The following is a 12,891-nucleotide window of genomic DNA, read 5'->3' as shown; positions in this document are numbered from 1 at the left end:
AATCGTTCCCTTCCGGCCGTTTTCTCATCGGGTGTTCATACGCGTCGTTCCCGGAGGCGGTGACCACGACGATCCGGGACGGCGCGTCCTGCCCGGCGACGATCCGGCTCCGCCGCGCGGGGGAGGGCCGGGTCAGCCCTCCAGCGCGAGCACCAGTTCCTCGGTCTCCCCGCCCCGCCCCGGCGCGTACGCCGTGGCCCGTCCGGAGACCTGGAAGCCGCAGCGCCGCAGTACCCGCAGCGACCCCTCGTTGTCGGCGGCCACGCGCGCGTACAGCGGACGCTCGTCCACCTCGGCGAGCAGGGCGCGCAGCGCGGCCGTGGCGACGCCCCTACCCCAGTGGGCGCGATCGACCCAGTACGTCACCTCGCGCTCGCCCGCCTCCCCGTAGACGGCCGCGTTGCCGACCACGTCGCCGTCGGCGAGCACGGTGCGCGCCACGATCTGCGGCGAACTGCGGATGCGGGCCCAGTGGGTGTCGAAGCGGTCCCGGTCCGCCGGGTCCTCGGGGGTGAAGGCGGCCATGCGCAGCGCCTCCGGGTCGTTCAACTGGCGGTAGAAGACCGGCAGATCGCTGTCGTGCACCGGCCGCAGGACGACATTCACGGTTCAGAGCCTCCGGGTGGCCAGGGTCAGCCGGTCGCGGGCGTCGAACAGGGCGTCCCTGACCATCTGTTCGTGTGCGGGGGTGAGCCGGGCCACCGGCACCGAGCAGCTGATCGCGTCCCGCGCCGGGGTGCGGTACGGGATCGCCACGCCGAAGCAGCGCAGCCCCAGCGTGTTCTCCTCGCGGTCCACGGCGTAGCCCTGCTCCCGCACCTGGTGCAGCTCCTCGATGAGCTTCTCCCGGTCGGTGACGGTGTTCTCGGTCAGGGCGGGCAGCGTCTCCGGCAGCATCTTGCGCACCTGCTCGTCGGAGTACGTGCTCAGCAGCGCCTTGCCCAGTGACGTGGAGTGCGCGGGCAGCCGGCGGCCGACCCGGGTGAAGGGGCGCAGGTAGTGCTGCGACTGCCGGGTGGCGAGGTAGACGACGTTGGTGCCGTCGAGCCGGGCGAGGTGGATGGTCTCGGTGGTGTCGTCCGAGAGCCGGTCCAGCGTGGGCCGGGCGGCCGCGACGACCTCGTCGCCGTCGATGTACGACGTGCCCACCAGCAGGGCCCGCACGCCGATGCCGTACCGCGTGCCCGTCGCGTCCGTCTCGACCCAGCCGAGCTCCACGAGGGTGCGCAACAGCATGTAGAGGCTCGACTTGGGGTAGCCGACGGCCTCCTGGACCGCCGCCAGGGAGTGCATGCCGGGGCTCCCGGCGAAGTATTCGAGCAGTTCAACGGTCCGCACCGCGGACTTGACCTGCGCCCCGCCGCCTGTCTCGCCAGCCGACATCGCCCTTGACCCCTTCGTTCGCCGGGAAATAGTCTCCAAGCGCATTCATCTACAGAGACAGCGTTCAGTATATCGAACACCGCTGATGGATGGCGTACATCCTGCGGCATCCCAGGCGGCGATCAAGTGGAGGGACCCCCGGTGGCAGCAGCACCAGTCTGGAGTGTCGACCCCCGAACCGGGAAGCAGCGCGAACAGGTTGCGGTGGAGGCCACAGCCCAGGAGGTGGACGCCGCCGTCCGTGCCGCGCACGACGCGCGCGGCGCGCTGACGGACCGCGGCGTCCGCGCGGCCTTCCTGCGCACCGCCGCCGACGAGCTCGAGGCGGCCCGGGACCGGCTGGTCGAGGCCGCCGACGCGGAGACCGCGCTCGGCCCGGCCCGGCTCACCGGCGAACTCGCCCGCACCTGCTACCAGTTGCGTGCCTTCGCCGGCATCGTCGACGAGGGCGCCTTCCTCGACGTCGTCATCGACCACCCCGACGACACCGCCACCCCGCCCGTGCCGGACCTGCGCCGCTACAAGATCCCGCTGGGTGTCGTCGCCGTCTACTCGGCCTCCAACTTCCCCTTCGCCTTCTCCGTGGCCGGCGGCGACACCGCGAGCGCGCTCGCGGCCGGCTGCCCGGTCGTCGTCAAGGCCCACCCCGACCACCCCGCCCTGTCCGAGCTGGTCGCCGCGGTGCTGCGCCGGGCCGCCGCCCGGCACGACATCCCCGGCGGCGTACTCGGCCTGGTGCACGGCTTCGAGGCCGGCATCGGGCTGATCGAACACCCGCTGGTCGCGGCCGCCGGGTTCACCGGCTCCGTCCGCGGCGGCCGCGCCCTCTTCGACGCGGCGGCCGCCCGGCCCGTCCCGATCCCCTTCCACGGCGAACTGGGCTCCCTGAACCCGGTCGTCGTCACCGAGGCCGCCGCCGCCGAGCGCGGCGAGGCCATCGGCGCCGGGCTCGCCGGCTCGATGACGCTCGGCGTCGGCCAGTTCTGCGTCAAGCCGGGCCTGGTCCTCGCGCCCGCCGGCCCGTCCGGCGACGCGCTGCTCAAATCCCTGACGGAGGCGGTCAGCGACACCGAGGCGGGCGTCCTGCTCGACCACCGCATGCGCGACAACTTCGTCGCCGGCGTCGCCGAGCGCACCGGGCTGCCCGACGTGGAGTCCCCGGTGACCCCGGGCGCGGGCGGCGAGCACACCGTCAGCGCGGGCTTCCTCACCGTCCCCGCGAGCCGGCTGGCCGAGGAGGGCGCGCACGACCTGCTCCTGGAGGAGTGCTTCGGACCGGTCACCGTGGTGGCCCGCTACGCGGACGACAGCGAGGTGCGCGGTGTGCTGTCCCGGCTGCCGGGCAACCTCACGGCGACGGTCCAGCTGTCCGCCGCGGAGACGGCGGGCGAGGGCCGCGGGGCCGAACTGGTGCGGGACCTCACGCCCCTCGCGGGACGCGTCCTGGTGAACGGCTGGCCGACGGGCGTCGCGGTCGCCCCGGCCCAGCACCACGGCGGCCCGTACCCGGCGACCACCTCCACGTCCACGTCGGTGGGCGGCACGGCCATCGAACGCTGGCTGCGGCCGGTCGTCTACCAGGGCACCCCCGAGGCGCTGCTGCCCGCCGAGCTCAGGGACGACAACCCCCTCGGTCTGCCGCGGAGGTTCAACGGCAGCCTGGAGCACTGAGCACGCTCATCCCGCGGTCGGCTCCAGGCCCGCGTCCCGGGCCAGGAGCGCCGCCTGCACCCTGTTGTCGCAGTCGAGCTTGGTCAGGATGCGGCTGACGTACGTCTTCACCGTGGCCTCGCTCATGTGCAGCCGGGCGCCGGCGTCCGCGTTGGACAGGCCCTCGCCGAGCAGGGCCAGCACCTCGCGTTCGCGCCCGGTCAGGCCGGCCAGGCGCCGGCGCGCCTCCTCGCCGCGCACGGTCGCGGCGGGGGAGGCGAGGGTGTCGACCACGTGCCGGGTGGCGGCCGGCGACAGATAGGCGTTGCCGGCCGCCGCCGCGCGGACCGCGTGGATCAGTTCCTGCGGCGCGGAGTCCTTCAGCAGGAAACCCGCGCTGCCGTGGCCGAGCGCCCGCAGGACGTTCTCCCGCTCCCCGAACGTGGTCAGGATCAGCACCCGTACCGCCGGCGCGGCGCGGGCGATCTCGGCCAGCGCGGTCAGGCCGTCCATCCCGGGCATCTGGATGTCCAGCAGGGCCACGTCGACCGCGGTGCCGCGCGCGGTCTCCACCGCCTCCCGGCCGTCGCGGGCCTCGGCGACGACATCGATGTCCTCGGCGGAGGTCAGGATCATCCTGATGCCGGCCCTGATGAGCGGCTCGTCGTCGGCGACGAGAACCCGGATCACACGGCCTCCTGCGCGGGGTCGGTAGGACAAGATGACGGAGCCCGCCCATCATGCCCGATCCCGGCCCCGCGCGGCCGCGTGCGGCCGGACACCGCCGGCTCATATCTCGTGCGGGTAGGACTCCTTGGAGGACAGCTTCCCGTCGGTGAAGCAGAAGCGGTAGACGATGTCGTCCTCGTCGTCCACGAAGTGCTCGCAGGTCGCGCCCTGCGGCAGCGGCGGGCCGTCCTTCTCCACGCCCTCGGTGAGCAGCGAGTCACCCGTGGGGAACTTCTCGCGGAGCTCCGCCTCCGCGTCACCGACCCGGGCCGACTCGTAGACGCCTGCCGGGATGACGCCGGCCTGCACCTCGTCCATCAGTTTCGACACCCCCCACACCAGCAGGCCGACGATGCCGGTGACGATGACGACGGCGACGAGGGAACACCCCAGGGTGACGTTCTTCTTGCTGTTCATGAGGGCGGCGAACTCCTTCTGCGGATCCAAGCGGCGGTCGGTGCCGGCTCCACCCTCGCCCGCCCCGGCTCCACCGGTCTGCCCCCGGAAGTCGTCGTCCGCGACGACGGAGGTCGCACCCCGCGGACGGGGCGGCGCGCCGCCGTCGCCGTAGGGCAGCACACCGGCGAGCCGGAACCCCCCGTCGGGAGTCCTCCCGGTGTGCACCATGCCGCCGACCAGCCGGGCCCGTTCCTCGAGGCCCGCCAGCCCCTGGCCACCGCTGATCGCGGGCGGCCCCGCCGGAGCCCCGGCGGGGACCGGCCCGTTGGCCACCTCGACGACCAGGCTGTCCGGTTCGTAGCGCAGCGACACGGTGATCGGGGCGCCCGGGGCATGCTTGTGCGCGTTGGTCAGGCCCTCCTGGGCGATGCGGTACACCGCGTGGTCGGCCGCCGGCGCGAGGGGCCGTTCAGTGCCGGAGCGGCGCAGTTCCACCGTGGTGCCCGCGGCCCGTGACGACTCGACCAGCCGGTCGACGGAGGCCGCCACCCGGGCCGCCGAGGGCCGCTCGCCGTCCTCGGGGGCGGGTGCGGGCGCCGCCACGCCGTCCCGCAGGATGCCCACCGCCTCCCGCAGCTCCCGCATCGCCGCCCTGGAGGCCTCCCGCAGGATGCCCACCCCTTCCCGCTGCCGGTCGTTGAGCTGCGGATCCACCTCCAGCGCGCCGGTGTGCACGGCGATCAGGGCGAGCTGGTGACCGAGGCTGTCGTGCATGTCCTGGGCGATGCGCTGCCGCTCCAGCAGCCGGGCCTGGTGGGCCACCATCGTCTGCTCGCGCACCAGTTGGGCGTTGTGCCGCTGCAGCGCGTCCAGCAGATCGCGGCGCTGGGCACGGTACCGGGAGGCGAGCCCCGGCACGACCGCGAGGATCAGGAACGGGCTGCCGCCCAGCACGGCCGTCATCAGCAGGGAGAGGCCGAGTTCCTCGTCGGCCGTGCTGCCGAATCCGGTGGCGAAGAAGAACACCAGCCCGGCGGCGTACGCGGCCGACGCGCGCCCCGGGTGCTTGATGCGGCTGCCCGCCGACCAGCTCGCGCAGACCAGCAGGGGCACCGTGCCGACGACCGCCCCCGCCAGGGCGGACGAGATCATCAGCACCGTCGCGGGCAGCGCCCGGCGGGCCGCCGACAGGACGGCGACGGCCAGGGCGAGGCCCGCGGCCCGGACCGGGGAGCCGGACTCCGTCCACTGGAGGAGTCCCGCGATCCCGGAGAGCACCAGGGTCAGGGCGACCTCCCCGACGACCCGCCTGCGCGGCCAGGGGGAGGCGGCGGCGAGCCGGGAACGGAGCGGCAGGCCGGTGCGGGGTGTTTCGGCTACGTCCACGCGCAGACCATAGAGGGGCCCTCCCGGGCACCCGCATCCCCCCTTCGGCGCGCTCCCGCACGACGAAAGTGGACATCCGGCCACCGCCACCGCCCTTGTCCTCTTTGGTCGTCGGGGACGACGACTTATGGGGACTCCCGTCGGCCCGGGGTGCCGGACGACGATGGCCGGGCCGGACGCGAGCGGGAGGCGCCGGCAGGCACGGGCCGGAGGGAACCGGTCCGACGAGTCGAGGGAGCACGGCAGTGAACAGCACACCGGCACGGGCGGACGACCGTTTCACCGTGCGGCAGAAGACCACCCTCATGGTCAACCGGTACGTCGTCACGGAAACGCTGCCCGACGGTTCCGACGGCAGGGTCCTCGCCTTCGCCGAGCAGAAGCGGATGACGCTGAAGGAACAGATGACCTTCCACACCGACGAGTCCGGGCGTCAGGTGCTGTTCACCGCCACCGCGCGCCAGGTCGTCGACCTCGGCGCGGTCTACGACGTGCACGACGCGGACGGCCGGGCCGTCGGCGCCTTCCGCAAGAGGTTCGCCGCCTCCCTGCTGCGCTCGACGTGGGAACTCGACCAGCCGGGCGCGGTCGCCGCCGTCGGGCGCGAACGCAACCGGTTCGTGGCCGTGGTCCGCCGGCTGTGGGACCTGCTGCCGTTCGACTTCGTGCCGTTCCCATGGCCCTACCACTTCGACTTCGTCTCGGACGGCGGGCCGGTGATGAAGGTGGACAAGAAGTTCGGACTGCGCGACCGCTACGCCGTCGAGGTGTCCTCGCCCGCCCTCGACCTGCGCCTCGCCATCGCCCAGGCCGTGGCCCTGGACGCCCTCCAGTCCCGCTGACCCCGCACATCACCCCCCGGTCCGGGCCGCGGGCCGTGCCTGGGACACTTCCGCCATGGACCTGAAACTCGCCGAACTCCCCTTCCCCCTGCGCTCCTACGGCCCCGACGGCTCCTGGTCCTACGAGGACGGCGTCCTCACCGGATGGGCCGGACCCCGGCAGGACCGCTTCGTCCCGCCCACCGGAGAGGCCCTGGACCCCGCCGCCGACGCGCCGCGCCTGCTGGGCGCGCCCGAGGGCGACTTCCAGCTGATCGCGCGGGTCACGGTCGGCTTCGCCGGCTCCTTCGACGCCGGAGTGCTGTACGTCCACGTCGGCGAGCGGGCCTGGGCCAAGCTCTGCCTGGAGTACTCCCCGGACGTGCCCACCGTCTGCACCGTGGTCACCCGGGGCCACTCGGACGACGCCAACTCCTTCACCGTCGACGGCAGTTCCGTCTGGCTCCGGGTGAGCCGCACCGGCCGCGCCTTCGCCTTCCACGCGTCGCGCGACGGCAAGCTGTGGACCTTCGTCCGGCTCTTCACCCTTGGCGGGGAGAAGGAGACCGGCGCCGCCCTGGTCGGCTTCATGACGCAGTCGCCGATGGGGGAGGGCTGTGTGGTGACCTACGACCACCTGGAGTACCGGCCGCACTGGCCGCGTGATCTGCGGGACGGCAGCTGACGGGAATGGAACCGGCTGCTTGAAGGTTCATCCGGTTATGCGGGGAGCCTTCGCGCCCGCACGACCCGTACCCGTACGACCCCGGAGAGAGCCGACTCATGCGCGTCGAGATCTGGAGCGACATCGCCTGCCCCTGGTGCTATGTCGGAAAGGCCCGTTTCGAGAAGGCGCTGGCCTCCTTCCCGCACCGCGAGCAGGTCGAGGTGGTGCACCGCTCCTTCGAGCTCGACCCGGGCCGGGCCAAGGGCGACATCCAGCCGGTGATCACCATGCTGACCGGGAAGTACGGCATGAGCGAGGCGCAGGCCCAGGCCGGCGAGGACAACCTGGGCGCCCAGGCCGCCGCCGAGGGACTGCCCTACCGCACCCGGGGCCGGGACCACGGCAACACCTTCGACCTGCACCGCCTGCTGCACTTCGCCCGCGAGCGGGGACGCCAGGAGGAACTGCTCGACCGGTTCTACACGGCGAACTTCGCCGAGGAGCGGTCCGTCTTCGGCGACGACGAACGGCTCGTCGAACTCGCCGGCGCGGCCGGACTCGACACCGACGCCGTCCGCGAGGTCCTCGCCGACCCCGAGGCCTACGCCGACGCGGTCCGCGCCGACGAGCGCGAGGCGGCGGAGCTCGGCGCGAACGGTGTGCCGTTCTTCGTCCTCGACCGCACCTACGGCGTCTCCGGCGCCCAGCCCGCCGAGGTCTTCACCCAGGCCCTCACGCGGGCCTGGGGCGACCGGCCGGCGCTGCGGCCGGTCGACGGCGACACCGGGGCCGGGGCCTGCGGCCCGGACGGATGCGCGGTGCCGCAGCAGGGAAACACGCAGGTCGGAACGGACGCATAAGCGTTCCTTGGCGACAACGTGCAGAATCCGGCAATGGACGGGGAGATCGCGGGGCCGCACAGTGGACCCATGGAGACCTTCGAGAACCTCGTCCGTGCCGAGTTCGCCCCGGAGACGACCCACCTGAACACCGCGGCCAGCGCCCTGCTGCCGGCCCGCGCGGCTGCCGCGCTCCAGGACGCCGTGCGACTCCGCGTGGAGGGCCGCTCGCTGGACCCCCTGTACACCGACGTCGAGGCCGCCCGCGCCGCCTACGCCCGGCTGGCGGGCGTCCCCGTCGAGCGGGTCGCGGCCGGGGCCACCGCCGCCCTGCACACCTCGCTGGTGGCGGCCTCGCTGCCGCCGGGCGCCGAAGTCCTCACCGCCGAGGACGACTTCACCTCCGTGCTCAACCCGTTCCATACCCGGGGCGACCTCAAGGTGAGGGCCGTGCCGCTGGAGCGGCTCGCCGACTCGGTGCGGCCGGACACGGCGCTGGTCGCGGTCAGCGCCGTCCAGTCCGCCGACGGCCGGATCGCCGGCCTGACGGCACTGGCCGAGGCGGCCCGGGCGCACGGGGCGCGCACCTACGTCGACTTCTCCCAGGCGGCCGGCTGGCTGCCCATGGAGGCCGGCGCCTTCGACTACTCCGTCGCCATCACCTACAAGTGGCTGCTCGGACCGCACGGGGCGGCCTTCCTCGTCGTGCCCGAGGACCTCGGCGACCTTCCGCCGGTCCAGGCGAGCTGGGTCGCGGCGGAGCACCCCTGGGCCAGCTGCTACGGTCCCGTCGCCGAACTCGCCCACTCGGCCCGGCGGTTCGACTCCAGCCCGGCCCTGTTCAGCTACGCGGGCCTGCGGGCCTCCCTCGAACTCGTCGAGGAGATCGGCACGGACGCCGTCCGCGCCCACGACCTGAACCTCGCCGAGCGCTTCCGCGCCGGACTCGCGGACCTGGGTCGCACGCCCCTGCCCGCGCCCGGTTCCCCGATCGTGTCCGTGCCCGGACTCGGCCACCTCCAGCCGGAGCTGGCGGCCGCCGGCATCCAGGTGTCCGACCGCGCGGGCAACCTGCGGGCGTCCTTCCACCTGTACAACACGGCCGACGACGTGGACCGGCTGCTCGACGCCCTGTCCGGCTGACGCTCCCCGGACACACGGCAGCGGGCCGGTGCCTCCTTGTCCCACACGAGGAGGCACCGGCCCGCGGTCTTCGTGGCGCGGTCCGTCGCGCCGTCGCAGCGCCTGCTTCACCGGCGTGAAGTCCCGCGCCCCGACGCTGCGACATCCGGGGGTCAACCCCCGGGCCCCCGGCCGGGGATGTGTCACCGGACGGGCGTGAAGTCCCGCGCCCCGATGCTGCGAGATCCGGGGGTCAACCCCCGGGCCCCCGGCCGGGGATGTGTCACCGGACCGGCGTGAAGTCCCGCGCCCCGATGCTGCGAGATCCGGGGGTCAACCCCCGGGCCCCCGGCCGGGGATGTGTCACCGGACCGGCGTGAAGTCCCGCGCCCCGATGAACTCGGGGCGGCGGATCGGGGCCGCGAAGGGCTCGACCGCCGTGTTCTCGACGCTGTTGAACACGATGAACACGTTGCTGCGCGGGAACGGCGTGATGTTGTCGCCGGAGCCGTGCATGGCGTTGCAGTCGAACCAGGTCGCCGAGCCGGCCCTGCCGGTGAACAGCTTGATGCCGTACTCCGACGCCATCCGGGTCAGCGCCTCGTCGGACGGTGTCCCGGCGTCCTGCATCTGCAGCGACTTCTTGTAGTTGTCCTTCGGCGTCGCCCCCGCGCACCCGAGGAACGTCTTGTGCGACCCCGGCATGATCATGAGACCGCCGTTGGTGTCGTAGTTCTCGGTGAGCGCGATCGAGACCGAGATGGTGCGCATGTTCGGCAGGCCGTCCTCGGCGTGCCAGGTCTCGAAGTCCGAGTGCCAGTAGAAGCCGCTCGCCCCGAAGCCCGGCTTGACGTTGATCCGCGACTGGTGGACGTAGACGTCCGAGCCGAGGATCTGCCGGGCCCGGCCGACGACCCGCTCGTCGCGCACCAGGTTCGCGAACACCTCGCTGATCCTGTGCACCTCGAAGACGGACCGGATCTCCTTGGACTGCGGCTCCACGATCGAGCGCTCGTCCTCGCGGATGGCCGGGTCGGTGATGAGCCGCTCCAGTTCCCGCTGGTAGACGGTGACCTCGTCGGGGCCGATGAGCTGGTCGACGGCGAGGAAGCCGTCGCGGTCCAGCGCCTGGAGGTCAGCGGCCGACACGGGCCCGGGGGTGTCCGGGGAGCCCCAGACGACCGGGTCCTGCCGGGGCGTGGCCACCTCGGTGGCGCCGCGGGTGGGGTAGAGATCGGTGACGTTCGTGGTCGTCGTGGTCACGGTGACTCACACCTCCTCGGTGAGCAGCGGGTACACGCCGTTCTCGTCGTGGTCCTCCCGTCCCGTGACGGGCGGGTTGAAGACACAGATGCAGTGGAAGTCCTCCTTGACCTTGAGCGTGTGGCGCTCGTGGCCGTTGAGGAGGTACATGGTGCCGGGGGTGATGCGGTACGTCTCCCCGGTCTCGCGGTCGGTCAGCTCGGCGTCGCCCTTGGTGCAGACGACCGCCTCGATGTGGTTCGCGTACCACATCGACGTCTCCGTGCCCGCGTACAGGATCGTCTCGTGCAGGGAGAAGCCGACCTTCTCCTTGGCGAGGACGATGCGCTTGCTCTCCCACGTGCCGGACGCCGACTTCACGTGCCGGTCGGTGCCTTCGAGGTCCTTGAACGAACGGACGATCACGGTGTTGCGATGCCTCCTCGGCTCGGATGTGTCTTTCAGGCGGTTTCGCGGACGGCGCGGGCGAGGACGGTGAGGCCCTCGTCCAGCTCGTCCGCGGTGATGGTCAGGGACGGGAGCAGCTTGACGACCTCGCTCTCCGGGCCGGACGTCTCGATCAGCAGCCCGAGCTCGAAGGCGCGCGCGGCGATCCGGGAGGCGCGCTCCTTGTCGTGGAACTCCAGGCCCCACACCAGGCCGCGGCCGCGGTACTCCTTGACGTCGGCGAGGTTCTCCTCGGTGATGGCGATCAGCGCCCGCTCGACCTGCTCGCCGCGCGAACGGGTCTGCTTCTCCATCGCGGAGCCGTCGGCCCAGTACGCCTCCAGGGCCGCGGTCGCCGTGACGAAGGCGGGGTTGTTGCCGCGGAAGGTGCCGTTGTGCTCGCCCGGCTCCCAGACGTCCAGCTCGGGCTTGAACAGGGTGAGCGCCATCGGGAGCCCGTAGCCGCTGATCGACTTGGACACGGTGACGATGTCGGGCGTGATGCCGGCCTCCTCGAAGGAGAAGAAGGCACCGGTACGGCCGCAGCCCATCTGGATGTCGTCGACGATGAGCAGCATGTCCTGGCGTTCGCACAGCTCGGCCAGGGCGCGCAGCCACTCGGGCCGGGCGACGTTGATGCCGCCCTCGCCCTGCACCGTCTCGACGATCACGGCGGCGGGCTTGTTGAGTCCGGAGCCCTGGTCCTCCAGGAGCCGCTCGAACCACAGGAAGTCCTCGACCTTGCCGTCGAAGTAGTTGTCGAACGGCATCGGCGTGCCGTGCACCAGCGGGATGCCGGCGCCGGCCCGCTTGAAGGCGTTGCCGGTCACGGCGAGCGAGCCCAGCGACATGCCGTGGAAGGCGTTGGTGAAGGACACGATCGCCTCGCGCCCCTTCACCTTCCGCGCCAGCTTCAGCGCGGACTCCACGGCGTTGGTGCCCGTCGGGCCCGGGAACATGACCTTGTACGGCAGGTCACGCGGGCGGAGGATGTAGTTCTGGAAGGACTCCAGGAAGGCCCGCTTGGCGGTGGTCGACATGTCGAGGCCGTGCGTGACGCCGTCCCGCTCCAGGTAGTGGATCAGCGCCCGTTTCAGGACGGGGTTGTTGTGCCCGTAGTTGAGTGAGCCGGCTCCGGCGAAGAAGTCGAGGTACTCGTGGCCGTCCTCGTCGTACATGCGGCTGCCGTGCGCACGGTCGAAGACGGTGGGCCAGCCGCGGCAGTAGCTTCGTACCTCGGACTCGAGGGTCTCGAAGACGCTGAGGTCGGGCTGGGTGATGGTCACGACGAATCGCTCCTCGGTGGCGTGGGAAGTCAGAGGGAGTCGGAAGATCGGGGGGGGTCGGGCGGGCGGGCCGGTCAGAGGGCGAACGGCCCGATGCGGTACAGGACCTCGGGGTCGTGCGGTCCGTCGGGGAACTGGCCGGCGTCGAACAGCACCTCGCGCTCCAGCAGGGCGCCGTGACGCTCCGCGAACGCGGTGAACAGGCGCTCGGACGCGGTGTTGCCCGGCGTGATGGTGGTCTCCACGGTGTCCACCCCGTGCTCGGCCGCGGTCCGGGCGGCCAGGCCGTCCAGCAGGGCGGCGGCCAGGCCGCGGCCGCGGTGCGAGGCGTCGACCGCGACCTGCCAGACGAGCAGGGTGCGCGGGCTCTCCGGACGCAGGTATCCGCTGACGAAGCCGATCGGCTCGCCGCGCTCGTCACGAGCGACGGCCGACGTGGCGGCGAAGTCACGGCACCACAGCAGATAGCTGTACGACGAGTTCAGGTCGAGGACCTTCGAGTCCCTGGCTATCCGCCACAGCTCGGCTCCGTCCGCCACGGTGGGGCGGTCGATTTGCAGGTCTGCTTGTGCGGCAGTCATGCGAATTGAACTTACCCAGGTAAATTCAAAATTGCATCGTCTGCCGGGGTTACGTGGCGGCTCGATCTGTGTTATCGCGCGTACGGGCGGGGCCGCGCGAAACTACGGCGAAATACCCACTTTGTCCCGGTGCATACGCGACAAAAGGGATCGCTTGTGGAACCGGTCACAAGTGCGTAACTCCCGTGAGGGGCCCCGGAATGCTCGCGGAATCGTGGTGTTTAGGTCCGGAGGATCGGGGCAGAAGAAGACGGGAAGCCGCTCGCCGGATAACAGAAAAATAAGCGATGGAATGCGTCGGGGGAAGGCGCGCGAATGATTTCGGGAATACCTGGAATT

The 12,891-nt window shown here is 71.9% G+C and carries 13 protein-coding genes; 5 read left to right on the top strand and 8 right to left on the bottom strand.

Annotation, left to right across the window (positions count from 1 at the left end):
- Nucleotides 1-132: 132 nt before the first annotated feature.
- Together IE118_RS00450 and IE118_RS00445 are read right to left on the bottom strand one after the other, a co-directional pair.
- Nucleotides 133-606 (bottom strand): GNAT family N-acetyltransferase, encoded by a 474-nt coding sequence (locus IE118_RS00450; protein ID WP_189555173.1) that lies wholly within the window; start codon nt 604-606, stop codon nt 133-135.
- A gap of 3 nt (nt 607-609) precedes the next feature.
- Complete coding sequence (locus IE118_RS00445) at nt 610-1,383, bottom strand: IclR family transcriptional regulator (RefSeq protein WP_189555172.1); 774 nt, start codon at nt 1,381-1,383, stop codon at nt 610-612.
- A 141-nt stretch (nt 1,384-1,524) separates the two neighbouring features.
- Here IE118_RS00445 and IE118_RS00440 point away from each other — a divergent pair, with 141 nt between their 5' ends.
- A complete protein-coding gene (locus tag IE118_RS00440; protein ID WP_189555171.1) occupies nt 1,525-3,054 on the top strand; it encodes an aldehyde dehydrogenase (NADP(+)) in 1,530 nt (509 codons plus the stop codon).
- Nucleotides 3,055-3,060: 6 nt separating this feature from the next.
- On the opposite strand, the gene IE118_RS00435 is transcribed toward IE118_RS00440, so the two are convergent.
- Nucleotides 3,061-3,723, bottom strand: a complete 663-nt coding sequence (locus IE118_RS00435) for a response regulator transcription factor (protein ID WP_189555170.1) — start codon at nt 3,721-3,723, stop codon at nt 3,061-3,063.
- A gap of 99 nt (nt 3,724-3,822) precedes the next feature.
- Nucleotides 3,823-5,547, bottom strand: coding sequence for a sensor histidine kinase (locus tag IE118_RS00430; RefSeq protein ID WP_189555169.1), 1,725 nt, complete (start codon nt 5,545-5,547; stop codon nt 3,823-3,825).
- 245 nt (nt 5,548-5,792) lie between these two features.
- On the opposite strand from IE118_RS00430, the gene IE118_RS00425 reads away from it, so the two are divergent.
- From IE118_RS00425 to IE118_RS00410, 4 genes are all read left to right on the top strand, one after another.
- Complete coding sequence (locus IE118_RS00425) at nt 5,793-6,389, top strand: LURP-one-related family protein (protein WP_373303144.1); 597 nt, start codon at nt 5,793-5,795, stop codon at nt 6,387-6,389.
- A gap of 55 nt (nt 6,390-6,444) precedes the next feature.
- Nucleotides 6,445-7,053 carry a DUF1349 domain-containing protein gene (locus tag IE118_RS00420; RefSeq protein ID WP_189555168.1) on the top strand — a complete coding sequence of 203 codons (609 nt, stop codon included), beginning with the start codon at nt 6,445-6,447 and terminating at the stop codon, nt 7,051-7,053.
- A 98-nt stretch (nt 7,054-7,151) separates the two neighbouring features.
- Complete coding sequence (locus tag IE118_RS00415; protein ID WP_189555167.1) at nt 7,152-7,895, top strand: DsbA family oxidoreductase; 744 nt, start codon at nt 7,152-7,154, stop codon at nt 7,893-7,895.
- 69 nt (nt 7,896-7,964) lie between these two features.
- Nucleotides 7,965-9,017, top strand: coding sequence for an aminotransferase class V-fold PLP-dependent enzyme (locus IE118_RS00410; protein ID WP_189555166.1), 1,053 nt, complete (start codon nt 7,965-7,967; stop codon nt 9,015-9,017).
- A gap of 342 nt (nt 9,018-9,359) precedes the next feature.
- Here IE118_RS00410 and thpD read toward each other — a convergent pair whose 3' ends face one another.
- The 4 genes from thpD to ectA all read right to left on the bottom strand — a co-directional run bounded on the left by thpD (nt 9,360) and on the right by ectA (nt 12,552).
- A complete protein-coding gene (gene thpD / locus IE118_RS00405) occupies nt 9,360-10,259 on the bottom strand; it encodes an ectoine hydroxylase (RefSeq protein ID WP_189555165.1) in 900 nt (299 codons plus the stop codon).
- A 6-nt stretch (nt 10,260-10,265) separates the two neighbouring features.
- Entirely contained in the window at nt 10,266-10,664 is a 399-nt protein-coding gene (locus IE118_RS00400; protein WP_149551080.1) for an ectoine synthase, read from the bottom strand.
- 35 nt (nt 10,665-10,699) lie between these two features.
- Entirely contained in the window at nt 10,700-11,971 is a 1,272-nt protein-coding gene (gene ectB / locus IE118_RS00395; protein ID WP_189555164.1) for a diaminobutyrate--2-oxoglutarate transaminase, read from the bottom strand.
- Nucleotides 11,972-12,045: 74 nt separating this feature from the next.
- A complete protein-coding gene (gene ectA, locus IE118_RS00390; protein WP_189555163.1) occupies nt 12,046-12,552 on the bottom strand; it encodes a diaminobutyrate acetyltransferase in 507 nt (168 codons plus the stop codon).
- Nucleotides 12,553-12,891 lie beyond the last annotated feature (339 nt).

This window comes from Streptomyces pilosus (assembly GCF_014649835.1).
Classification (GTDB): domain Bacteria; phylum Actinomycetota; class Actinomycetes; order Streptomycetales; family Streptomycetaceae; genus Streptomyces; species Streptomyces pilosus.
The sequence above is the reverse complement of the archived record's forward strand: the minus strand, read 5'-3'. Positions and strand labels throughout refer to the sequence as shown.